At 73.0% G+C, this 22,600-nt stretch carries 21 protein-coding genes; 5 read left to right on the top strand and 16 right to left on the bottom strand.

Annotation, left to right across the window (positions count from 1 at the left end; translation table 11 throughout):
• The first annotated feature begins 1 nt into the window (after position 1).
• The 3 genes from allE to ACFXAZ_RS14400 all read left to right on the top strand — a co-directional run bounded on the left by allE (position 2) and on the right by ACFXAZ_RS14400 (position 3,331).
• The gene (gene allE, locus ACFXAZ_RS14390) at positions 2-757 is read left to right on the top strand and encodes a (S)-ureidoglycine aminohydrolase (protein WP_384589535.1); all 756 of its coding nucleotides are present in this window, start codon (positions 2-4) and stop codon (positions 755-757) included.
• Positions 744-2,069: an amidohydrolase family protein gene (locus ACFXAZ_RS14395; RefSeq protein ID WP_384589537.1), complete on the top strand. Its 1,326-nt coding sequence runs from the start codon at positions 744-746 to the stop codon at positions 2,067-2,069. The genes allE and ACFXAZ_RS14395 overlap by 14 nt, the downstream gene beginning before the upstream one ends.
• Positions 2,070-2,293: 224 nt before the next feature.
• Positions 2,294-3,331 carry a LacI family DNA-binding transcriptional regulator gene (locus tag ACFXAZ_RS14400; RefSeq protein WP_384589540.1) on the top strand — a complete coding sequence of 346 codons (1,038 nt, stop codon included), beginning with the start codon at positions 2,294-2,296 and terminating at the stop codon, positions 3,329-3,331.
• Between the two features lie 189 nt (positions 3,332-3,520).
• Here ACFXAZ_RS14400 and ACFXAZ_RS14405 read toward each other — a convergent pair whose 3' ends face one another.
• The 3 genes from ACFXAZ_RS14405 to ACFXAZ_RS14415 form a co-directional block, all read right to left on the bottom strand.
• Positions 3,521-3,991: a MerR family transcriptional regulator gene (locus tag ACFXAZ_RS14405; RefSeq protein WP_384589542.1), complete on the bottom strand. Its 471-nt coding sequence runs from the start codon at positions 3,989-3,991 to the stop codon at positions 3,521-3,523.
• 193 nt (positions 3,992-4,184) lie between these two features.
• Positions 4,185-5,261 carry an MDR family NADP-dependent oxidoreductase gene (locus ACFXAZ_RS14410; RefSeq protein ID WP_384589545.1) on the bottom strand — a complete coding sequence of 359 codons (1,077 nt, stop codon included), beginning with the start codon at positions 5,259-5,261 and terminating at the stop codon, positions 4,185-4,187.
• Positions 5,262-5,393: 132 nt separating this feature from the next.
• Entirely contained in the window at positions 5,394-5,990 is a 597-nt protein-coding gene (locus tag ACFXAZ_RS14415; RefSeq protein ID WP_384589548.1) for a TetR/AcrR family transcriptional regulator, read from the bottom strand.
• Between the two features lie 125 nt (positions 5,991-6,115).
• Between ACFXAZ_RS14415 and ACFXAZ_RS14420 the strand changes: the two genes are divergently transcribed.
• Positions 6,116-6,532, top strand: a complete 417-nt coding sequence (locus ACFXAZ_RS14420; RefSeq protein ID WP_384589551.1) for a VOC family protein — start codon at positions 6,116-6,118, stop codon at positions 6,530-6,532.
• 36 nt (positions 6,533-6,568) lie between these two features.
• On the opposite strand, the gene ssuE is transcribed toward ACFXAZ_RS14420, so the two are convergent.
• From ssuE to ACFXAZ_RS14475, 11 genes are all read right to left on the bottom strand, one after another.
• A complete protein-coding gene (gene ssuE, locus ACFXAZ_RS14425; RefSeq protein WP_384589554.1) occupies positions 6,569-7,126 on the bottom strand; it encodes an NADPH-dependent FMN reductase in 558 nt (185 codons plus the stop codon).
• 57 nt (positions 7,127-7,183) lie between these two features.
• The gene (locus ACFXAZ_RS14430) at positions 7,184-8,041 is read right to left on the bottom strand and encodes an alpha/beta hydrolase (RefSeq protein WP_384589557.1); all 858 of its coding nucleotides are present in this window, start codon (positions 8,039-8,041) and stop codon (positions 7,184-7,186) included.
• 1 nt (position 8,042) lies between these two features.
• Entirely contained in the window at positions 8,043-9,872 is a 1,830-nt protein-coding gene (locus tag ACFXAZ_RS14435; protein ID WP_384589560.1) for an FAD-dependent oxidoreductase, read from the bottom strand.
• Positions 9,873-9,880: 8 nt separating this feature from the next.
• The gene (locus ACFXAZ_RS14440; RefSeq protein ID WP_384589563.1) at positions 9,881-11,224 is read right to left on the bottom strand and encodes an LLM class flavin-dependent oxidoreductase; all 1,344 of its coding nucleotides are present in this window, start codon (positions 11,222-11,224) and stop codon (positions 9,881-9,883) included.
• Between the two features lie 52 nt (positions 11,225-11,276).
• Positions 11,277-12,137: an ABC transporter ATP-binding protein gene (locus tag ACFXAZ_RS14445; protein ID WP_384589566.1), complete on the bottom strand. Its 861-nt coding sequence runs from the start codon at positions 12,135-12,137 to the stop codon at positions 11,277-11,279.
• Positions 12,134-13,156 (bottom strand): ABC transporter ATP-binding protein, encoded by a 1,023-nt coding sequence (locus ACFXAZ_RS14450; RefSeq protein ID WP_384589569.1) that lies wholly within the window; start codon positions 13,154-13,156, stop codon positions 12,134-12,136. Before ACFXAZ_RS14450 ends, ACFXAZ_RS14445 begins: the two co-directional genes overlap by 4 nt.
• Positions 13,156-14,043 (bottom strand): ABC transporter permease, encoded by an 888-nt coding sequence (locus tag ACFXAZ_RS14455; RefSeq protein WP_384589572.1) that lies wholly within the window; start codon positions 14,041-14,043, stop codon positions 13,156-13,158. Before ACFXAZ_RS14455 ends, ACFXAZ_RS14450 begins: the two co-directional genes overlap by 1 nt.
• 3 nt (positions 14,044-14,046) lie before the next feature.
• Entirely contained in the window at positions 14,047-15,078 is a 1,032-nt protein-coding gene (locus ACFXAZ_RS14460; protein ID WP_384589574.1) for an ABC transporter permease, read from the bottom strand.
• Positions 15,079-15,105: 27 nt separating this feature from the next.
• On the bottom strand, positions 15,106-16,731 hold the full coding sequence (locus tag ACFXAZ_RS14465) for an ABC transporter substrate-binding protein (RefSeq protein ID WP_384589577.1): 1,626 nt from the start codon (positions 16,729-16,731) through the stop codon (positions 15,106-15,108).
• Between the two features lie 794 nt (positions 16,732-17,525).
• A complete protein-coding gene (locus tag ACFXAZ_RS14470; RefSeq protein ID WP_384589580.1) occupies positions 17,526-18,488 on the bottom strand; it encodes a DsbA family protein in 963 nt (320 codons plus the stop codon).
• Positions 18,485-18,919 carry an RrF2 family transcriptional regulator gene (locus tag ACFXAZ_RS14475; protein WP_384589583.1) on the bottom strand — a complete coding sequence of 145 codons (435 nt, stop codon included), beginning with the start codon at positions 18,917-18,919 and terminating at the stop codon, positions 18,485-18,487. The genes ACFXAZ_RS14470 and ACFXAZ_RS14475 overlap by 4 nt, the downstream gene beginning before the upstream one ends.
• 141 nt (positions 18,920-19,060) lie before the next feature.
• On the opposite strand from ACFXAZ_RS14475, the gene ACFXAZ_RS14480 reads away from it, so the two are divergent.
• Positions 19,061-19,567, top strand: coding sequence for a cupin domain-containing protein (locus tag ACFXAZ_RS14480; RefSeq protein WP_384589586.1), 507 nt, complete (start codon positions 19,061-19,063; stop codon positions 19,565-19,567).
• Positions 19,568-19,576: 9 nt separating this feature from the next.
• Here the strand turns inward: ACFXAZ_RS14480 and ACFXAZ_RS14485 are convergent, their stop codons facing one another.
• Both ACFXAZ_RS14485 and ACFXAZ_RS14490 read right to left on the bottom strand, forming a co-directional pair.
• Complete coding sequence (locus ACFXAZ_RS14485; protein ID WP_384589589.1) at positions 19,577-21,514, bottom strand: helix-turn-helix domain-containing protein; 1,938 nt, start codon at positions 21,512-21,514, stop codon at positions 19,577-19,579.
• A 228-nt stretch (positions 21,515-21,742) separates the two neighbouring features.
• The gene (locus ACFXAZ_RS14490) at positions 21,743-22,546 is read right to left on the bottom strand and encodes a 3-hydroxybutyrate dehydrogenase (protein ID WP_384589591.1); all 804 of its coding nucleotides are present in this window, start codon (positions 22,544-22,546) and stop codon (positions 21,743-21,745) included.
• Positions 22,547-22,600: the final 54 nt, after the last annotated feature.

Below are 22,600 nucleotides of genomic sequence, written 5' to 3' on the forward strand. Positions count from 1 at the left end.
CATGAACAGTCCCGTCGTCCACCAGGTGAGCGCCAGCCGGGGGCGGCTGCGCGCCGCGTACACGCTGATGTGCCCGGAGAACCTGGTCGAGAACGCGCTGCCGCATCTGACCGGGGTGATCGCCAAGCCGCTGGCGACCCCGCGCTCGCTGCCGGCCCGCTTCGGCGAGTATCTGCTGGAGTTCGAGGCGGGCGGCCACAGCACCCGGCCGCTCGGCGCGGGCTTCGAGAACTTCCTCTACGTCCTCGACGGCACGGCCGCGGTGACGGCCGGTACGGGCGCGTACGCGCTGGAGCCGGGCGGCTACCTCTTCCTGCCGGAGGGCGTGGAGTTCGGGGTCGAGGCGCCGGAGGCGACCCGCGTGCTGTGGGTGAAGCGCCGCTACGACCGGGTGGACGGGGTCGCGCCGCCGGAGCCGGTGGCCGGGCATGTCGACGAGGTCACCCATCACCCCGATGACACCATCGGCGGCACCTACGCCCCGCTGCTGCCCGACGACGAGCGCTACGACATGGCGATGAACTTCATGCGGTTCGACGTCGGTTCACGGTTCCAGATGGTGGAGGTGCACCACCAGGAGCACGGCCTGTACATGCTCGAAGGGGAAGGCGTCTACTACCTGGGCGACGACCACCTGGAGGTCTCCGCAGGCGACTTCATCTACATGGCCCCCTACTGCCCCCAGTCCTTCTACGCGACCGGCTCCACCCGACCCTCGTACCTTCTCTACAAGGACATCAACCGTGACGGCTTCTGAGCACCAGGTCAGCGTGGCGCCCTTGGACGGGGCCGTGGTGGCCGATCTGATCGTGGAAAGGGCGCGGGTCGCGTCCGCCGCCGGTGCCGTGACCGCCGAGTTGGTGGATGTCGTCGTACGCGGCGGGCGGATCGCCGCGCTGGGGCCCGGGGCCGGTGCGGGGGTGGCCGCCCGGGAGCGGATCGCGGCGGACGGCGGGCTGATCACCGCCCCGTTCACCGAGCCGCACAGTCACCCGGACAAGGCGCTCAGCCGGCGTTCGATCGGGCCGCTGGGGCTGCCCGCCCCGCTGACCCACCGCCCGGCGCTGATGCAGCGGCAGCGTGATCTGAAGGCCACCTTCACCCGGGAGGAGGTGGCGGACCGCGCCGGGGCGTTCCTGCGGCTGGCCGCCGCGCAGGGGGTGGGGACGGTCGCCGGTCAGGCGGACATCGACACGGTGACCGGACTGACCTCCTTCGAGGGGGTGATGGACGCCCGCGAGGCCCACACGGACCTGCTGGAGCTGCGGGTGACCGCCTTCCCCCAGGAGGGCCTGGTGCAGGACCCGGGCGCCTACGACCTGGTGGCGGCGGCGCTGGCGGCGGGCGCCCACCGGGTCGGCGGCTGGCCCAACAACGAGCGCTCACCGGAGGACCAACTCACCCATCTCGACCAGGTGTTCGAGTTGGCGGAGCGGTTCGGGGTGGGCATCGACATCAACGTCGACTACTTCACCGACCCCACGGAACGGCTGCTGCTGCCGCTGGCGGAACGCACCCTCGCGCACGGCATGCAGGGGCTGGTCAACGCCAACCATGTCGGGGCCCTGGAGACCTACTCCCAGGGCGACGCCCGGCAGGCGATCGAGAAGGTCGCCGAGGCGGGCATCACGGTGACCGTCTGCCCGACCAACCTGAGCGGTTCCCGGCCCTACCGGGGTGTCTCGCGGGCCGCCGAACTGCTCGCCGCGGGGGTCACCCTCGCGGCCGGGACCGGCAACCTCCAGGACAACTGGGAGCCGTTCGGGAATCTCGATCCGCTGGACACCGCCCGGCTGGCCTGGCACGCGGTCCCGCTCGCCGACGAGGACGACCGGGGCGTCGAGACGGCCTGGCGGCTGGTGACGGACCACGCGGCACGGGCCGCCGGGGTGCCCTTCAACGCCCTGCGGGCGGGCGAACCCGCCGACTTCGTGGTCCTCGCCGCGACCTCGCTCACCGATGCGCTGCGCAATGAGCCGGGCCCGCGCTGGACCGTACGGGGCGGGCGGATCGTGGCGCGCCGGCTGGGCGAGATCTGGACGGCTCCGGTGCCGGCGGGGGTGGCCTGACCGATCGTGCCGTGCGGTTGTCGGGGCCGGGCCGGAGCCCGTCGTACTGTATGCGTACGCGCGTCGGACCGGCCGTGGCCCCGGTGCCGGGTCCTTGATCCCGGCGCTGTGCGGGGTGTGTGGTGTTCCGTGGATCGTGTTCCGTGGATCGTGCTTCATGTCGTGTTTCGTTTCCGAGTTCCGTGTCGACGTCGGGCAGGGCTACGAGTGAATCTGGTGATGCCGTGGTGAAGGCGACCAAAGCCGCAGGCGGCCGGGTGACGATCCGTGATGTCGCCGCCGCCGCCGGGGTATCGGTGACCACGGTCTCCGACGCCCTGAACGGCAAGGGCAAACTCCGCCAGGAGACCCGCGACCGCATCCGGCGGACGGCGACCTCCCTCGGCTACCGGCCCAGCCGGGTCGCCCAGGCGTTCCGGCGGGGCCGCACCGGCACCATCGCCCTGGTCCTGCCGCACCGGGACGTCAGCGGCAACGAGTACGACATGATCGGCCTCGACTACTACATGACCATCGCGTCCGGTTCGGCCCGCGCCGCGTTCAGCGAGGGCTACGCGGTGATGCTGACCCCGAGGATCAGCACGGAGGACGAGTGGCGGCTGATCGGCCCGGACGGGGTGGTGCTGTGCGACCCCGCCGCCGGTGATCCCCGTATCGACCTGCTGGAGGGCATGGGTATCCCGGTCGTCTCCATCGAGCGCGACCCGGACCGCCCCGAGCGGCCCTTCTACGTCTCCGGCGACAACGAGCAGAACATGCGGGACCTGCTGGACCATCTCCACGCCCAGGGGGCCCGCCGGATCGCCCTGCTGTCGGCCCGCTCCACCTGGGCCTGGACGCTGGAGGGGAGCGAGGCGTACGAGTCCTGGTGCGCGGCGCACGGCATGCGGCCCTTCGTCGCCCATGTGTCGGTGGACCGGCTGGAGGCCGACTCCTATCGCGCCGCCTGCGCGCTCCTGGACGCCGACGAGCCGCCGGACGCGCTGATCGCCTCCGCCGAGCAGTACAGCGAGGGCGCGACCCGGGCCTGCCGGGAGCGGGGCATCCGGGTGCCGGAGGATCTGCTGCTCGCCATCGGTATCGACAACCGCTTCGCCCAGCAGTCCGATCCGCCGATCACCGCGATCGATCTGCGCCCCGCCGACCAGGCCGGAGCGGCGGTCGAGATGCTCCTGAAACGCCTCAACGGCGAGACCGTGACCGCCCCGACCCTGGTCCCCAGCCGGCTACGCGTCCGCGCGAGCACGGTGCGGGTGGGGTGAGGGGGCGGGGGGGTGACCCGGTCCTGGGGGTGAGGTCTCGGCGGGTGAGGTCTCGGCGGGTGGCGTATCGGGGAGTCGGTCCCGGGGGGCTTGGAGCGGCCGGATCGCCGGAGGCCGGATCTCGGAAAGTCGCGGCCTCGGAGACCGCGCCTCGGAAGCTCCCCATTTCGACGGCCGCGCCTCAAGCAGTCAGGTCACCGAATGCCGGGCCACCGGAGGCCGGGCCTCGGAAGGCCAGATCTCGGAAGGCCGAGCCTCGGGGGCGGCATCCGGTGCTGCCAGGCACGCGGCCAGCGTCTCCCGTATCCCGCTGAGGCGTTCGATCTCGGCGTCGATCGCCGCGATGCGCCGCCGGACCACGGCCGTGCCGACGACCCCCGTCTCCGCCGCCTCCTCGTCCCCCGCCGCCGGCGACGCACGGCAGGGCGGCGGGTGCTCGGCGAGCAGGGGGAGCCGGTCGGCGATGCCGCGCAGGTCCTCGACGGTGAGCCCCAGGCCGAGGAGCCGGCGGATGACGTGCAGCACGGCGAGTTCGCCGGAGCCGTAGTCACGCTGGCCGGACGGTGAGCGGCGCGGCGGAGGCAGGAGTCCGCGCTGCTCGTAGAAGCGCAGCGCCCTGGGTGTGGTGCCGGCGGCGGCTGCCGCGTCGCCGATCCGCATAGGGGTACCTCCCGGCGGTCGTGAAGCTTCGGCTGCCGGGGCGCCGCCGCACGACAGCCCCGGCGGCCGGTTCGCCCGTCGTGGAACGGCCGCTCCGGCAGCCGTCCCGTCCCTCGTGCTGCGACGGCCCCGGCGTCCGCTTCGTCAGTCCTGCTGCGACGGCCCCGGCGGCCGTCCCGTCAGTCGTGCAACCTCAGTCCTGGGCCGGCAATTCCACGACGACCGTGCCGAAGTGCCGCCCGTCGATCATCTCCCGTACGGCGTGCGGGGCCCGCTCGATGCCGGTGACGCGGCTCAGGGGCGTGCGGAGGGCGCCGGTCCGCAGCCAGTCGGCGAACCGCTCGGTCCACTCCGCGTCCACTCCGGGGTGCTCGGTGCCGGTGTAACCCTGGAGGGCGACGCCCTTGACGATGAGCCGGAAGGTGTCGAGCCGTACGGGCGCGGCGGCGCCGGAGCCGTCGGCGGCGAACTGTCCGGACAGCGCGCCGACGAGGGCGAAGCGGGCTCCCTGCCGGGCCGCGTCGACGGCGGCGGCGAGCTGGATCCCGCCCACGTTGTCCAGCAGGACGTCGATGCCGTCCGGCGCGGCCTCGGCGAGCTGCTCGGCGAAGGCCCGGTGCGCCTGGGTGGGATCGTCCGCGCGCCAGGAACCGGCGGTCAGGACGGTGTCGTAGCCCGCCTCGGCGACGAGTCGCGCGGCCTTGTGCGGTGAGCCGGTGGTGCCGATGACCCGGCCCGCGCCGAGCAGCCGGGCGATCTGCCCCGCGAGCGAGCCGACCCCGCCGGCGGCGCCGGTGACCAGGACGACATCGCCCGCACGGACCCGGGCGAGCCGGGTGAGCGCACCGTAGGCGGCGGAGCCGGAGGCGAGCAGGGCGGTCGGCTCGGGGAACTCCGGGTCGACGGGGGTGCAGTGCGCCACCGGGACGCGCGCGTACTCGCGCCAGCCGAGCGGGTGGGTGACCAGGTCGCCGGGGCTGAGGGCGCTGTCCTTCGGCGCCTCGACCACTTCGCCGAGGGCGGGCCCGAACAGCGGGTCGCCGGGGCTCAGCGTCGGTACGGGCGTGTCCCGCGCCTTGCCGCCGATCAGGGTGCGCAGACCGCCGAAGACCAGGAACGCGTGGTTGCGGACCAGGACGTGATGCTCGTCGGCGGTGGGCAGCGGGGCTTCGGCCACGGTGAAGTCGGCGGCGGTGGGCAGACCGTCGGGCACGGCGGCGAGCCGCACTTCGCGGTGGGTACGGGGGTGGGTGGGCCGGGGTGCGGTCATGGGCGCTCCTGACGCGGTGGGCGGGCACGGCGCAGGGACGTTAACCCTTGACCCGCACGTCAGGGGCAACCCGTACCCGGGCACGCCCGAACCGGTGGGCTGAGGTCGTGCCACCGCCCCGTCACCCATGGGTCAGGTGGGGCGGAGGGAGTCCAGGAGCCGGGTGAGTGCGGCCTGGGTGTGGTCCAGGTGGTGACGGGGGTCGGGGGTGGTCGCCAGCCACAGGGCCGCTTCGTTCATCGCGCCCGACAGGAGGTGGACCAGGGGCTCGACCGGTTGAGGGACGATGCGTCCCGCGTCGCGCAGGGCCGTGAGGATGTCGGTCAGGTGGCGGACCGAGGCGGCTTCGTCCATCGCGCGCCACTGGGCCCAGCCCAGGACGGCCGGGCCGTCGATCAGCATGACGCGCTGGAGGTCGGGATCGGTGGCCGCGGTGAGGAACTCCCGGCACCCGGTGGTGAGCTGGTCCCAGGGGTCGTCGCACACCTCGGCCGCCGCGGCCACCCGGTGGCCCACCTCCTGCTGCACCTCCTCCAGCACGGCGTGGAACAGGTCCGCCTTGGTGGCGAAGTGGTGGTAAAAGGCGCCCTTGGTCACCCCCGCGGCACGGACGATCTCCGCGACGCCGACCCCGGCGTACCCGTCGGCGGCGAACGCCTTTCTGCCCTCCCGCAGCAGCGTCCGCCTGGTCTGTTCCCGCTGCCGCGCCCGGACGCCCTGCTCACCCATCGCCGTGCCGCCTTTCGTCGCCCTCGCCCTGCCCCGCTCTGCTCTCTCACGGGCCATTTTGACATACCTGCGGTATGTGAATTAGCGTCGTTCGCATACCATCGGTATGTGAAAGGGGTTCGACCATGCGCCTGACCAGCTTCTATCCGGTGATCGGCACGGCACGGCTGAAGGAGTCCCATGACTTCTACACCCGGCTCCTCGGCTTCGAGACGACCTTCGAGGCGGACTGGTACGTCAGCCTGCGCCACCCCGGCCCGGCCGCCCACGAACTCGCCCTGCTCGACCACACCCACCCGACCATCCCCGAAGGCCACCGCCGCCCCGCCCAGGGACTGCTCCTGAACTTCGAGGTGCCCGACGTGGACGCCGAGTGGGACCGGCTCGTCCTGCGCGAGGGGCTCCGCCCTCTGCTCCCCCTGCGCGACGAGGACTTCGGGCAGCGGCACTTCATCGTGGCCGATCCAAGTGACGTACTGATCGACATCATCACCCCCATCGCCCCGTCGCCGGAGTACGCCGAGCAGTACACCGGCTCCTGACGACCCGCCCACGGGCCCGGAGGGGCCGGTGCCGGGTCAGCCGGTCCGGGCCAGGGCGGTGAGGTGGCCGCCGAGGGCCGTGGAGAACAGGTCGGTGACCTGGGCCAGGGCATCGGCGGCGGCCGGGGCGACCGTCGTGGTGCCGTCGGCGTCGACGGTGATGTCCTTGTCCAGGGTGAACCAGCCCGGCACGATGTGCGCCGCGCCCATGGAACTGAGCACCGGGCGCAGCGCGTAGTCGATGGCCAGCACATGCGCGGTGCTGCCGCCGGTGGCCAGCGGCAGGACGGTCTTGCCGGCGAGCGCGTACTGGGGCAGCACGTCGAGCAGCGCCTTGAGCAGGCCGGAGTAGGCGGCCTTGTAGATGGGGGTGCCGATGACGATGCCGTCGGCTTGGGCGAACCGTGCGGTGGCCTCGACGATCGCCGGGTGCCGGAAGTCGGCGCCGAGCAGGGCGTCGGCGGGCACCGTGCGCGCGTCCAGGGTGGTCACCTCGTGGCCCTGGCGGCGGAGCCGGTCGTCGAGGTGGCGTACGAGGCGGGCGGTGCGGGAGGTGGCGGAGGGGCTGGCGGAGACGGACAGGATGGCGGCCATGCGGACCTTCCGGGGGAGGGCTGGGCGGGGGTCAGGGGGTGGCGTCGCGCACGCGGCTCACCAGGCGCTGGACTCCACCGCGATGAGCGGCTTCAGCTCATTGCGCAGGGTCTCCAGGAAGGTGACGATCTCGGCGGCGACGGACCGGTGCTGGAGGTCGTTGAGGACGTCGTGATGGGCGCCGCGCACCACGGAGAGCCGGGCCCGGTCCAGGGACTTGGCGGTCCGGGCCAGCGCCTCGTGGTCGGCGAGCGGATCGGCGTCCCCGGCGAGGAGCAGGACGGGCACGCCGGGCTCGCTGTCGTGGGCGGCCGTCAGCAGGGCGGCGGGCAGCGGGGTGCCGAGTGCGCCGCGCGCCACCTGGGAGTCCTCGCTGAGGGTGCCCCGGTGGGCGGGGCAGGAGGTGCGTACGTCGAGTTCCTCGTCCCAGGTGCCGACGGCGGCGGCGCCCTCGCCGGGCAGGCCCGCCAGGACGAGGGCGTCCGGACGCGGCGCCCCGGGGACACCGGCCAGCGCGCCGAGCGCAGCGGCGCCCGTGTCGGCGCCGAGCAGGACGACGGGGTGCACGACCCCGTCCTCCCCCGCCGTGCCCTCCACGGCGGCGGCGACGCGGTGGGCGAGGGCGGTCAGCGACGCGGCCGGTTCCCGGGGGTCGATGTCCGGGGCGTCGATCACCCTCACCCGGTAGGCGTCCGCGGCCAGTCGCCGCCCGAGCCGGGTATAGGTCGCCCTGGTCTCACCCCGGCCGGGCACCACGACGACGGTGCCACGGGTGCGCAGGCCGGCGGGGGCGTGGTGGTCGGTCTCGTGGGTGGGGTCCGCATGGCTGGTTGGGTCGGTGTCGTGGGCGCGGTCGGTGTCCGGGGTGCGGTCGGTGCCCGGGGTGCGGTCGGTGCCGGGGGTGGGGTCGGTCATGTCAGGCTCGCTGTTCTGGTCGGTGGGGGCGGGGCGGGGTCGGGTGGGTGAGTGCTACGTCATGGGCGTGGCCCAGTACCTGGTCCAGGACGGCACCGGCGCCGCCGTCGGGCAGTCGCGCGCCCCGCCAGGCCACATGCTGGTCGGGCCGGATCAGGACATGGGCGGTGCCGTAGACCGCGCGGGCCGCCGGGTCGGTGAGGTGGACGACGGTGAACGGCAGGCCCCGGGCGGCGGCCTCGGCCGTGAACGCCCGCTCGGCGGTGCGGTCCTGAGTGAGCACGAGGAGGGCGAACGACCAGCCGATACGGTCGTACAGGGTGCCGCCGCTGGGATCGACGGGGCCGTCGGGCGCCCGGTGGCCGGGGCGCGGGTCGTCCTGGTAGACGTCGGGCCGCCAGGGCGGTTCGATGGCGTGCTGGCCGGGCTCGTAGCAGATGGCTGCGGAGGCGTCGTAGCGCTCGTCGAAGGTGACGCCGTCGGCGCCACCGTGATCCTGGCGCAGGCGCGCGGCGATGGCGGTCCGGCGGTGCTCGGCGGCGGGGCCGAGGTCGGTGTCGTCGGGGATACCGTCCGCGCGGATCTCGGCGAGGGCCGCGCGGTCGCGCCGGGTCCGGTCCAGGGCGTGATCGGCGACGCGCCAGTTGTGCGGGCGGCGTTCCTGGTCGTAGGAGTCGAGGAGCGCGGGCGGGGCGTGGCCGGCCAGGACGGCCGCCAGCTTCCAGCCGAGGTTGACCACGTCCCCGATGCCTTCGCCGAGGTTGCCGCCGGGGGTACGGACGTGGGCGGCGTCCCCGGCGAGCAGGACCCGGCCGCGGCGGAAGGTCTCGGCGATGCGGGTGGCCTCGTAGAAGGTGGTCGCGGAGAGCAGTTCCAGTTCGAGGTCGAAGCCGAAGGCGGCGCGGGCGGTGGCCAGGAGTTCCGGCTCGCCGGGCTGGTGGTCGAGGGGGTAGGGGCCCGCGTACACCCGCCATTCGCGGGCGCTGACCGCGGCCAGGAAACCGGAAGCGTGCTGGTTCACGACGATGTTGGTGGCGCTGGGCGCGGGGCCGACGCGGTCGGAGATGTCGGCGGTGCGGACGATGAGGCGCAGCCGTTTGTCGGTGGCGTGCGCGCCTTCGCGCCGGATGCCCGCGAGGGCGCGGGTGGTGCTGCCGCCGCCGTCGGCGCCCAGGACGTAGGCGGCGCGGATGGTACGGGGCGCGCCCGAGCCGGTATCCGCGATGCCGGTGACCTCGGTGATCTCGGTGACCTCAGCGATCTCGGCGTCGATGCCCTCGGCGTCCTCGCGCAGGGCCGTCAGTTCCCAGCCGCCGGACACGCTCACACCCTGTTCCGCGAGGCGTTCGAGGAAGACCCGCTGGAACACCGTCTGGGGGCGGCGCAGTGCCTCGGCGGCGGACCGCCTGGGGGTGTTGTCCCAGGCGGTGAACGACGGGCGGGGCGGTGCCAGGAGTTCATGTCCGGCCAGCGAGGTCACCACGCGGATGCCCCGGTTCCACTCGGGTGGGTAGGTCCAGGCGTCCCGGACCCGCTGGAGCAGCCCCCAGCGGCGCAGTTGCTCCACCACCCGGGGGGTGTGACCCATCGCGCCCGCCCGCACCAGGGTGGCGGTGCGGGCCCGGTCGACGACGGCGACCCGCACTCCACGGGCGGTCAGTTCGAGCGCGGCGGCCAGCCCGACCGGCCCGGCGCCGACGATCAGGACGTCCACGGCGGCCGGCGGATCGGCGGCCGGGAAGCGGACGGTGTGGATGTCCCGTCCGCCCGTCGGGGTGAGCGTCGGTGGCGTCGGCAGTATCGGCGTCGGGGGTGTCGTCGTCTCGGTCATCGGCCGGTTCAGCCGTTCACCGCGGCGTCGCGCTCGCGCGTCCAGCGGTTGACGGGGACCGGGAGGCCGAGGTTGCCGCGCAGGGTGTCGGCCGCGTACTCGGTACGGAACAGACCGCGCTTCTGGAGGATCGGGACGACCCCGTCCACGAACAGATTCAGATCGTCGTCGGTGCGGAAGGCGAGGTTGATCCCGTCGAGGGTCCCCGCGTCGAACCACTGCTCGATGGTGTCGGCGACCGTTTCGGGCGCCCCGACGAACGGCGACTGCCGGAACTCGGAGACGGTCTCGGCGACTTGGCGCAGGGTCAGATTCTCTTTGCGGGCGCGGGCGATGAGCTGGTTGGCGCCGGTGCGCCCGCCCTTCTCGGCGAGGTGGGCGACGTCCGGGAACGGGGCGTCCAGGTCGTGCACGCTGAAGTCGTAGGCCCCGAAGGCGCGGCCGAGGAGGGCGAGGTTGCGGTCGAAGTCGTTGTCCTCCTCGAAGATCTCGCGCTCACGGCGCCGGGCCGCCTCGTCCGTCGCGGCGACGACGGGCCCGCCATGGATGAAGATCTTCACGTGGTCGGGGTCCCGGCCGTAGGCGGCGGCGCGGCGCTTGATGTCGGCGTAGTAGTCCCGCGCCTGCTGGAGGCTGCCGCCGGGCGCGTAGATGCCCTCGGCGACCCGCGCCGCCAGATCACGGCCCTCCTCGGAGACCCCGGCCTGGAAGATCACCGGCTGGCCCTGCGGGGAGCGGGACAGATTGAGCGGTCCGGCCACCTTGAAGTGCTCGCCCCGGTGGTTGAGTTCATGCAGCTTGTCGGGGTCGACGAAGACGCCCCGCTCGATGTCCGCCGGGAAGGCGTCGTCCTCGTAGGAGTCCCACAGTCCACGGGCGACCTGGACGAACTCCAGGGCACGGGCGTAGCGGGTGGTGTAGTCGAGGTGTTCGTCCAGGCCGAAGTTGCGGGAGGCCCCGGTGTCGAAGCTGGTGACGACGTTCCAGCCGGCCCGGCCGCCGCTGATGTGGTCCAGGGAGGCGAACCGGCGGGCCAGATTGAAGGGTGAGTTGTAGGTGGAACTGGCCGTGGCCACCAGCCCCAGGTGCCGGGTGTGGGTGGCGACCGCCGACAGCAGGGTCAGCGGCTCCAGCCGGTTGAGGTAGTGCGCGGGATAGGTGGCGTTGATGAACTGGCTGTCCACGATGAACAGCGCGTCGAACAGGGCGTGCTCGGCGGCCTGTGCCTGCCGGATGTAGTACTGGATGTCGATGCTCGCGTTGTTCGCGACGCGCGGGTCCTTCCACAGCCCGTGCTGGCCGGGACCGCCGACACCGTGCGGGTGCAGGGCGAGATGGATCGTGCGGGACATGGGAGACCTCTCTCGGAACGATGAGGGGATATGGCCTGGTGACTGTGGTGGGTCAGGTGTGCAGCAGGGCGCGCAGGGCCGCGCGTTCGGCTCGGTGGGCGGGGGCCGCCCGCAGGGTGGGGGCGGACCGTACGAGCAGCCGGGTGTAGGGGTGGCGGGGGGTGCTGACGACGTCGCGGGCGGCGCCGGTCTCGACCAGTTCGCCGCGGTACAGCACCGCGATGCGGTCCGCGATGCCCACCACCGAGCCGAGGTCGTGGGAGATGAAGACGAGGGCGGTGCCGTCCGCGCGCAACTCCTTGAGGATCTTCAGGACCTGTACGCGGTTGGCGGAGTCGAGGGCGCTGACGGGCTCGTCGAGGATGACCAGGCGGGGCTCGGTGACCAGCGCGCGGGCCACCGCGACGCGCTGCCGCTGGCCGCCGGACAGTTCCCCGGGCAACCGGTCCAGCAGGTCCTCGCCCAGCCGGACCCGGGCCAGGAAGGTCCGTACGCGGGCCGCCGCCTCGTCGGGCCGGACGCCCTGGATCAGCAGCGGTTCGGCCAGCGAGGCCGCGACGGTGAGGTCCGGGTCGAGGCTGCGCAGGGGGTCCTGGAAGACGTACTGGAGCACGCCCCGCCGCCGCAGGTCGCGCAACTGGCGACGGCCGTACGAGGTGACCTCGTCGCCGTCCACCAGGACCGACCCGGCCGAGGCGGGCACCAGGCCGAGGACGGTCCGGGCGAGCGTCGACTTGCCGGAGCCGGTCTCACCGATGACACCGACGGTCTCGCCGGGTGAGACGGCGAGGGAGACGCCGTGCAGGGCGCGGCGGCGTCGGCGGCGGGGGCCGTAGTGGACGTCCAGGTCGGTGACCTTCAGGACGGGCGGGGTGTCGGTGGGGCGCTTTTCGGGGGGTGGGTGCGGGCTCATGTCGTCGCCTCCTTCGGGGCGAGGCCGGGGGCGAGGCCGGGAGCGAGGCCGGGGGCGGGGGCGGGGGCGAGGTCGGGGGCGAGGAATTTCTCCAGGCCGTACTGCTCGTGTTCGTCGATCAGCAGCCGGGTGTAGTCGTGGCGCGGGGCGTGCAGCACCTGGGCGGTGGGGCCTTGTTCGACCACCTCGCCGTGCCGCATGACGAGGACCTCGTCGCACAGGTGGGCGACGACGGCGAGGTCGTGGGAGACCACGACCAGGGCGAGGCCCGCCTGTTCGCGCAGGTCGGCGAGGAGGTCGAGGATCTCGGCCTGGACGGTGACATCGAGCGCGGTGGTGGCCTCGTCGGCGACCAGGACGCGTGGGTCGGCGGCGATGGCGGTGGCGATCAGGACGCGCTGGAGCATGCCGCCGGACAGTTCGTGCGGGTACTGGCCGTAGACCAGTTCGGGGTCCCGCAGGTGGACGGCCCGCAGCAGTTCGAAGGCACGGCGGCGGGCCGCGCGCCTCGGCAGCTTCTTCTTGACCCGGACGACCTCGGCTATCTGGGCGCCGACGCGCAGGGAGGGGTTGAGATAGGAGGCGGGGTCCTGGAAGACCGCGCTGATCGTGCCGCCGCGCAGGGCCGTCCAGCGGGCCGGGGACAGACCGGCGATGTCCGTGCCCAGGATCTCGATCGTGCCGCCGGAGACCTCGAACCGGTCGGGCAGGATGCCCAGCGCGGCCCGGCAGGTGAGGGTCTTTCCGCTGCCGGACTCACCGACGATGCCGACCACCCGGCCGGGGGTGAGGGTGAGGCTGACGCCGTGCACGATCTCGTCGCCGGTGACCCGGTCCCGGATACGGACGTCACGCAGGGACAGCGCGGGTGGGTGGGGTTCGGGGGTGAGGTCCGGGCCGCGGGCAGGGGTCCCCTCGGGGGTGAGGTTCCCCCTGGGGACAAGGCTCCCGCCGGAGACAGGGCCCCCCTCGGGAGCGACGTTCTCCTCGGCGGTGAGGTTCTCGGACGCGGTCGTCATCAGGCACCTCCGGTGGCGGCGGGGCGGTCCCGGTCGGGGCGGCGGGTGCGGGCCGCGCGGGCGGTCAGCAGTGCGCGGCCCGCCTCGCCGGAGACATCGCGGATGGCGTCGGCGAGGACATTGCTGGCCCAGACGGTGACCATGATGAGCAGCGCGGGGGTCAGCGGTGCCCACGGCCGGTGGCTGAGATAGCCGAGGTCGGAGGCGAGCAGTCCGCCCCAGGTGGGTTCGGGTGGCTGCACACCGATCCCGAGGAAGGTCAGGCTCGACACGATGACGAAGCCGACGCCGATGGTCTGGGCGAGGGCGACCGCGATCGGCGGCAGCACCTTCGCCCACACGTGCCGGCGCACCACCCAGCCGACGGACGCCCCGGCCAGCAACGCGGCCTCGACGTACGGGGAACGGGCGACACTCAGGGTGGCGGCGCGGGAGACCCGGTAGAACAGCGGGGCGACCAGCACGCCGGTGACGAGCATCGCCTGGGTGAGCCCGTTGCCGAGCAGGGCGATCACGGCGACGGCGAACAGCAGGAACGGCAGCGCGACCAGGGTGTCGGCCAGCCGCAGGGTGATCCATTCGAAGGTCCGGCCTAGATACACCGACAGGATGCCGGGGACGGACCCCACGACCAGCGCGGTGACGGCCACTTCGAGCGCGCCGAGGACACTGAGCCGGGAGCCGTCCAGAAGGCGGCTCAGCACATCGCGGCCGAGATAGTCGGTGCCGAGCCAGTGCGCGCCGGACACCGGGGCGAGGGCGTTGTCGCTGGTGGCGAGCGGGTTCTGCGGGGCGATCAGGGGACCGAACAGGGCCAGCAGCGCGATGCCGGTGAGAATGGCGACGGCGATCCGGCCCGACGGGAGGGCGAGGACACGACGCGGCATGGGTCACACCCCCCTCTGGGAGGCCGGCGTCACACGCGCCAGCACCAGGTTGATGACGAGGTTGAAGGAGACGACCAGGGCGATCGACACCACGAGGACGCCCTGGACGGCGGGTACGTCACCGGCCTGGGCGGAGTCGTTGGCGAACCGGCCGAAGCCCTGGAGGCCGAAGATCCACTCGGTGACGACGGACGCGCCGACCAGCGCGGGGAACTTCAGGCCGAGGGTGGCGAGCACGGGCCCCAGGCCGTTGCGCAGGACATGCCCGAAGAAGATGCGCCGGGGGCTGAGTCCCCGTACGACCGCTCCGGTCACGTAGTTCTCGCGGTAGGCCCCGATCAGGCTGCCGCGCAGTTGGCGGGCGACATCGGCCACCACGTCGAAGCTCAACGCGACGGCCGGCAGGGTGATGTGGGCCAGCCAGGGGCCGAATCCGTCGGCGGCGGGGACGTATCCGGCGGACGGGAAGAGGCCCAGGCCGACCGCGAGGACCGCGACCAGCACGATGCCGACGACGAACGGCGGCATCACGGAGATCAGCGTCACGAAGCCGGTGATGGCACGGTCCAGCCAGGTGGTGCGGCGCAGCGCGGCGACGGTGCCGAGGGCGAAGCCCGCGATCACGCCGATGAGCAGTGCGAAGGTGGCCACCGAGAGGCTCACGCCCAGGCCGAGGCCGATCAGGGTGGAGATGTCGGCGCCGTTGGTCCAGCTGGCGCCGAGCTGTCCGTGCAGCACTCCGGTGAGCCAGTCGCCGTACTGCACCAGGAAGGGCCGGTCGAGGCCCCACTGTGCCTCGATACGGGCGACCGCCTCGGGGGTCGCCTGCTCGCCGAGCTGGATCCGTGCCGGGCTGAGCCCGCTGAGCGAGCGCAGTGCGAATGTCACGAACGTCGCGACCAGGAACACCGGCACGAAGATCGCGACCGACCGGGCGAGGGTGAGCAGGACGCGGCCCAGCGCCCGCCGGGTCCTGGCCGCCACGACCGGGCGACGTGGGCCGGACTTCGCCGCCGGCGCTTCCGTGGTCGTCATGGGTGCCTCCCTTCGGTTCAGGGCGGCTCAGCCGGCGTCGGAGATGGTCACGCCGGTCCAGTCGATGTGGGCCGGGTTCTTGGGCAGGTCGGAGACCGAGGTGCTCTTGGCGATGAGGTTGGGCTGGGAGTAGGTGAAGACCAGTGCCTGGCTCTGGAGTCCGGCGCGGGTCGCCGCCTGGAGGGTCTCCTGGTAGTCGGGCGAGTCGAGCGGCGTCTGGCGGACCTTGGTGACGGCCTCCTCGAAACCGGCGGGCTCGTAGGGCGTGCTGAGGTTGAGCGGGCCGTCGGGGCCGAAGTGCGCGGTCAGGGTCTGCACGGCGGAGTCACGGCCGGTGGTCCCGTACAAGGAGAAGGTCAGGTCCTTGGCGAAGAACGGGGTGGCCCAGTTCTTGTCGATCTTTATGTTGACGGTGATGCCGACCGCGGCCAGCTGCGACTGGACGATCTCCGCCTGCGGGTCCTCGGCGGGAATGACCAGGTCGAGCTTGACCTCGCCGCTCTGGTAGCCCGCGTCGGCGAGCAGCTTCTTCGACTCCTCGGGATCGTAGGGATAGGCGTTCTCCGACTCCGGGTCGTAGGCCACGTATCCCTTCGGGAAGGGCTGGTCGGTCGCCTCGCCGTAGCCGAAGGTCAGCTTGTCGACGAACTCGTCGCGGTTGATGGCGTGGCGTACGGCGTCGACGACCTCGGGGTTGTCGAACGGCGCCTTGTTGATGTTGAGGCTGAGATTGGCGGCGTTGAAGCCGGGCTGGACGAAGACGTCGAGGCCCGCGTCCTTCGCGGCCTGGGCCTGGCTGGGGTCGATGTCGGCGAAGTTGTACACGCCGGTCTGAAGGCCGTTGACGACGGTGGCGGCGTCGGGGGCGGAGGTCAGCTCGACATTGTCGATGTGGATGTTCTCGGCGTCCCAGTAGTCCGGGTTCTTCTTCAGGGTGACCTTGGTGCCGGGCACCAGCTGGGTCACGATGAACGGGCCCGCGCCGACCGGCTGCTGGTCCAGTTCCTCCGGCGAGGCCGCCGCCTTGGGGCTGGCGATCTGGAGGACACGCTGTCCGAGCAACTGGGGGATCTGGTAGTCGACCTGGGTGAGGTTGACGATGGCGTCCAGCCCGTCGGCCTCCACGGACCCGATCGAGGTCAGGTCGCCGAACAGCGCGGAGTTCTGCTGGTCCTTGGCCCGCTCGATGGCCGCCTTCACTGCTGCGCCGTCCACGGGTTCGCCGTCGCTGAAGGTCAGGCCCGGCCGCAGATGGAAGGTGACCTGATCACCCTTCGCGTTGTATTCCCAGCTCTCGGCCAGGTCGGGTACGGCGTCGCCGTTCTCGTCGGTACGGGTCAATGAGGCGTACACGAGGGCGAGTTCCCGGAACTGGGCGCCGCTGCCGCTGACCACCGGGTCCCAGTGGGTGGGGAAGTACGACGACGTCCACTTCAGGGTGGAACTGCCGGACGCGGACCCGGTCTCCCCGGCGCAGGCGCTGAGGGTGGGCACCAGCACGGTCAGCAGAACGCTGGCGAGGGCGGTGGCGCGCAGGGGGTGGGTGCGGCGGGGGGTGGCATGGGTGCGGCCGACGTCGCTGACGCGGGCTTGGCGAGCTACGACCCGGCGGCGGAACTTGAGGAACTTCGGACGTACGGACAGGGGAGACATGGGTTTCTTTCTGCGAGGGCACGGCCCGGGGCGGGGCGGCGGGACAGGGCTCCCGGCGCACCGGGGCTCCGCCCGGACGACGTCACGGCACACGTCGAGCGCACACCGGACTCGGGCTCTGGGCAAGGGTGAGGGTGAGGAAGGGCAGAGGGCGTCGGCGTCAGCAGGTTCGCGGACAGGCCGGGAGGGTGGGGCGGAATCCCGAGGGGAATCCAGGACCGGATCCAAGGCGGCACACGCGCCGACTACCGCGAACGCGTCAATCGCCGAGGGGGCGGCGGGAGTCGCGGGAGCCACGGAAGCCGCGCACATTCCCGCGAGGGACGGCACGGTACGACGAGAGCGGCGCGGCGGCGCCGGGAGGGCTGCCCGGTGTCAGCGGACGGAGGGGCGCCGGAGGGCCGGGGCAGCGGAACGGGTCAGCGACAGAGAGCGCTGCTGGTGCGCCGCAGGTCCACGTAGCGGCACACCACACCGGGGTGCGTCGTGAGCATGCGGCAATCCTGCGGTCGTACCTCACCGGCTGTCAATGGACACCAATTGATGTCTCATTGAGCGGGACGACCAGAGCCCACCTGACAGCAGGTCAGGAGCCGCCCAGCGGGCCTCGCCGGGGAGCGCGACCGGCCTGGTGGGCGACGGGAGTGGTCGGGCCGCGTGCGGGGCCGGTCTCGTGGGCGGCAAGGGCGGTCGAGTCGACGCGGGACCGGCCTGAAGGGCGGCGGGACCGCTCGGGTCGGGGCGGGCCCTACCTGGTGGGCAGCGGACCCGACCTGGTGAGCGGCAGGCCCGACCTAGTGGGCAGCGGACCCTGCCGGGTGGGCGGCCGAACCGGTCGGGCCGCCGGCGGGCCCGGCCTGGTCGGCCGTCGCCGGGTGCCCGGCCGCCTCCCCCGGGTGCAGCCACAGCGGCCCGTTCCCGGTGTCGGCGCGGATCGCGTGCGCGGGTGGCCACGCGCCCCGGGTCAGGGCTCTGCGCTCGACGTCGGTGAGGCTGCCGTACTGCTCCAGCGCCTGTTCGGCGGAGAGCGTGGACGGTTCCGGGAGCGGCCCCGGGCACAGGGAGGCGACGGCGGCGGCGTACTCGTCGTAGTCGCGCCAGCCCGGCACCAGTCGGTGGCCGCCCGGCGAGCGGACCAGCACGGTGGGCAGCGCGTATCGCACGCCGCCGTCGGCGGTCTCCTTGGCCGCGCCGGGATGCGGCGAGGAACCGTGTGCCGTCAGCGCCTCGGGCACCGGGCGCCGCGCCTCGGCGTGGTCGGCGCGCACCCGCTCCAGGACCGGTGCGGACACCGCGTCGGCGGACAACCGGGCGAGGTCCAGGCCGGGGCAGCCCCGCACCGCCGCCAGGGCCAGCGGCATGGTGTCCGCGGGCCGTCCCAGGACGAACACCGTCTCCCGCAGCCGTCGCAGCGCGCGTTCGGCCACGTCGGGGCCCTGGATCTCCGCCGCCTTCGCGACGAGCGAGGCGGGCCAGGAACTCGCCGCGACCCGGTCGAGACGCGCCGCCCGGGGAGCACCGGTGTGGGCGGTGATCTCCTCGACGTAGCGCGCGTACCAGGCGGTCTCGGCGGCCGGGTCGGGTGGTGGGTCGTCGGTGTCGTCGAAGAGGATGCAGAAGACGCGGCGCCACACGACCCGGCCGGCCGAGGCCGCGCGCAGTCTGCGCAGCACCGGCTCCGACCCCCAGGCCCACGGGCACAACGGGTCGGTGTACTCGACCACTTCCACCACCGGCCCGTCGGGTACGGCGCTCACGCCGCTCCCCTCCGGCTCAGCTGCCCGCTCTCGGCCACGGGCACCAGGGACGCGAGGGTCACCCCGCCCAGGACGGCGGCGGCGTCGGCCTCGATCCGGCGCCATATCCCGGGCAGGCCGGTCGCGGCCCCCGGATAGTCGAGCCCGGTCAGCGGCTCGCCGCGCAGGGTGAGCAACTCGCCGTCGACGGCGCGCGAGACATCGAGGAGGGTGATCTCACCGGCCGGACGGCCCAGCCAGTACCCGCCCTCGCAGCCGCGCTGGCTGCGCACCAGGCCCGCCTTGCGCAACTCGCCCACGACGGACTTCAGGAATCTGAACGGAATCTGCTGCGAGGAGGCGATGGCCTCACAGGTGAGCGGGCGGGCCGGTTCGCAGGCGAGTTCCAGCAGCGCCCGCGTGGCGTAATCCGCCTTCGCGGAGATATGCATGCCCTCCATCATGCCCGACGACAACTGCCCAACGAGGGGCCACTCCTGGCCACAATCCTCCGTTGCGGCAACATTGCCGCAGGTGAACAGCAATGGACACCTCTTGACATCCTTTTCGGCACCGCCATAGCCTCCCCGCCCATGAGCGACCCCCTGACGACCCCCGGCGAAGGCTTCCACCCTCATCTCCAAGGCGCCCCCACCACCGCGGGCACCCCCTTGCACACCCGTCTCCACCACATCCGCGCCGACTCGCTCGACGGCGACACGGCCCAGACCGGAGGCATGCGCCGATTCGCCGCCGTCAGCGGCAGGGCCGTCGGCTCGGAGAAGCTGTGGATGGGCCAGACCCATGTCGCCCCCGCGACCGCCTCCTCCGACCACCACCATGGCGAGTCGGAGACCGCCATCTACGTCGTCAGCGGCCACCCCGAGTTCGTGTTCCTCGACGCGAGCGGCGACGAGCCCGAGGAAGTACGCCTGCGCACCGCCCCCGGCGACTACATCTTCGTCCCGCCGTACGTCCCCCACCGCGAGGAGAACCCCGATCCCGCCGACGAGGCGGTGGTCGTCATCGCCCGCAGCACACAGGAGGCGATCGTGGTCAACCTGCCGCAGCTGTACGCGCTGGCGGACGACAGCGGGTGAGCTGCTCCCTCAGGGTCTGGGCACCGCCAATCCGTGCAGTCTCAGGGCCAGTTGGATCTCCAGCAGACGCGCGGGGCTCTGCCAGTCCTCGCCCAGGAGGCGCCCGACGCGCTCCAGGCGCTGGGCGACCGTGTTGACATGGACGTGGAGTTCGTCCTTCGTGCGGGCGGGGCTCATCCCGCAGGCGAAGTAGGCCTCCAGGGTGCGCAGCAGGTCGGTGTGTCGGTGCTCGTCGTACGCCACCACCGCGCCGATGGTGCGGTCCACGAAGGCGGCGATGTCGCGGTCCCCGGCCAGGAGCAGACCGAGGAAGCCGAAGTCCTCGGCGGCGGCTCCATCGCCCGTGCGGCCCAGCAGGCGCAGGGCCTCCAGACAGCGGCGGCCCTCGGCGTAGGCGGCGGCTATCGCGTCGGGGTGTGCGGTGAGGTTCTCGACGGGGGCGGAGGCGCCGACGGTGACGGCCTCGTGGACGGCGGTGCCGAGCCGGCGGGCCGCGCCACGGGCCACATCGGTGGCGGTGTCGCCGTCGGTGAGGGGCAGCAGCAGGACCGTACCGCCGTCGCGCGCGGCGGCCAGGCCGTGCCGGGTGGCGGCCAGGTGGGAGGCGGCGGACCACAGCCGGCGGCGGGCGGCGGCCTCCTGTTCGGCGTCGGCGGCGGTGCCGTCGAGACGGGCGGCCAGCACGACATGGGTGGCGTCGAGGTCGGCGCGCAGCCGGGCCGCGCGCTCACGCAGCAGACGCGGGTCGTGGCCACGGGCGTCGAGGAGGTCGTCGAGGAGTTCGCCGCGGACGCGCTGTTCGGCCTCGGCCGCCGAGCGGCGGGCGAGCAGCAGCAGGGAGGTGACCATCGCGGCGCGCTCCAGGGTGCGCTGGTCGACCGGGTCGAGGTCGGGCTGGCCGCGCAGGACGAGGGCGCCGAGGAGTTCGTCACCCGCGGCGACGGCGGCGATCCAGTCGTCCTTGTGCCGTACGGCGTGTCCGTCGGCGCGCGATGCCTCCAGAGGGGCGGCGGGTGTCGCGTCCGTCTCGGTGAAGCGGACCGTGCCTTCGAGGACCTCGGAGACGGCGGCGGCCACGTCATGCACACCGCCGCCGCGCAGCACCAGTTCGGCGAGCCGGTCGTGCACCTCGGCGGCGCGCTCGATGACGGCGCTGCGGTCGCGGATGATCTCGTTGGCGTGCTCCAGGCCGGCGAGGGCCGAACGGGTCTCGGTGAGCAGATGGGTGGTGTCGATGGCCGCCGCGGCGAGCGCCGCGAAGGAGCCGAGGAGCGCGATCTGCTCCCGCTCGAACACCCTCGCCCGCCGGTCCGCCGCGAACAGCACACCGATCACCTGCTGCCCGAGCATGAGAGGGACGCCGAGGATCGCCACCAGGCCCTCGTCCCGCACGCCCGTGTCGATCGTCATGGTGTGCCGGAAGCGCTCGTCGTGGAAGTAGTCATCGGTGACGTACGGCCGCGCGCTCTGGGCGACCAGACCGCCCAGCCCCTCCCCCATGCCGAGGCGCAGCTGCTGGAAGCGGGCCGCGACCGAACCCTCGGTGACCCGCATATAGGTGTCGCCGCGCTCGGGGTCGTTGAGGCTGAGGTAGGCGACGTCCGTGCCGAGCAGGGAGCGGGCGCGCTGCACGATCGCCTGGAGGACGGCGTCCAGGTCGCGCAGCCCCGCCAGGTCGTGGGCGGTCTCGAACAGCGCGGACAGCTCGGCCTCGCGGCGCCTGCGGCCCTCCAGCTCGGCCCGTACCCGCAGCGCGCGCAGCTTGGCGGTCTCCAGCGCGGCGATCCACTCGGGCGCCCGGCCCTCGGCGCGGGCCCGCAGCACCGGCTGCTCATAGGCGTCGACGGGGGCGCCACGGGCCAGCAGCTCCAGGAACGGCACCTCGGCGCCGCCCGGTGGGTCTGCGGCGGCGGAGCGCTCGGCGGACTGCATGTGATCGCGGGACATGTGCCCAGGATGACCCATCCGCGGCCCGCCCCGTCAGCCCTGTGGACAACCCCCGACGACCGGACCACCGGCCTGTGGAAAACCAGGGCCGCCCTACGAGACCCCCTACGGGATGCCCCTGACAAACCACCCAGCGGGCCATCCCGGCGCACACCTGGCACGCTCACCGAGAGCGCGGACCCAGCGCCGGACCGAGTGCCACCGAGTGCCCCCACTCACCGCGCACACTCAGTGCGCGGTCCAGCCCCCGTCCAGCACCTGTGAGGTCCCGGTGATGGAGGACGCCCACGGCCCGCACAGATACGCGACGGCCTCGGCGACCTCCTCCGGTTCGATCAGCCGTTTGACCGCGCTGTCGCTCAGCAGCACCTCCGTGAGCACCCGCTCCACGGGGATGCCGTGCGCCGCCGCCTGGTCCGCGAGCTGCCGTTCGACCAGCGGGGTGCGGACATAGCCGGGGTTCACACAGTTCGAGGTGACGCCGTGCGGGGCGCCCTCCAGCGCCGCCGTCTTCGACAGTCCCTCCAGGCCGTGCTTGGCGGCGACGTACGCCGACTTGTAGGGGGAGGCGCGCAGGCCGTGCACGGAGGAGATGTTGACGATGCGGCCCCAGCCCTGTCCGTACATGTGCGGGAGTGCGCCCCGGATCAGCCGGAAGGGCGCCTCCAGCATCACGGTGAGGACCGTGTGGAAGACGTCCGGCGGGAAGTCCTCGATCGGCCGGACCAACTGGAGCCCGGCGTTGTTGACCAGCACATCGGTGCCCGCGGCGGCCTGTTCGGCGGCGTCGAGGTCGGTCAGGTCCAGGACGTGCGCCTCGACCGGGCCCGGCAGGTCCGCGGCGAGCCCGGCGAGGGCGGCCAGCCCGGCGGCGTCCCGGTCGACCGCCCGGACCCGGGCCCCGGCGGACGCCAGCCGCAGCGCGCAGGCCCGTCCGATACCGCTGGCGGCCCCGGTGACCAGGGCCGTACGCCCGCCGAGGTCGGGCGGGGTGATCTTGGTCGGGGCGAGGCCGGGGCTGGGCGTGGTCATGCGCCGACCCTAAGCCTCCCCCGCCCCCTCACCCATGTGGTGGGCCACCACACC

It is taken from the genome of Streptomyces sp. NPDC059477 (genome assembly GCF_042749375.1).
Taxonomy (GTDB): Bacteria; Actinomycetota; Actinomycetes; order Streptomycetales; family Streptomycetaceae; genus Streptomyces.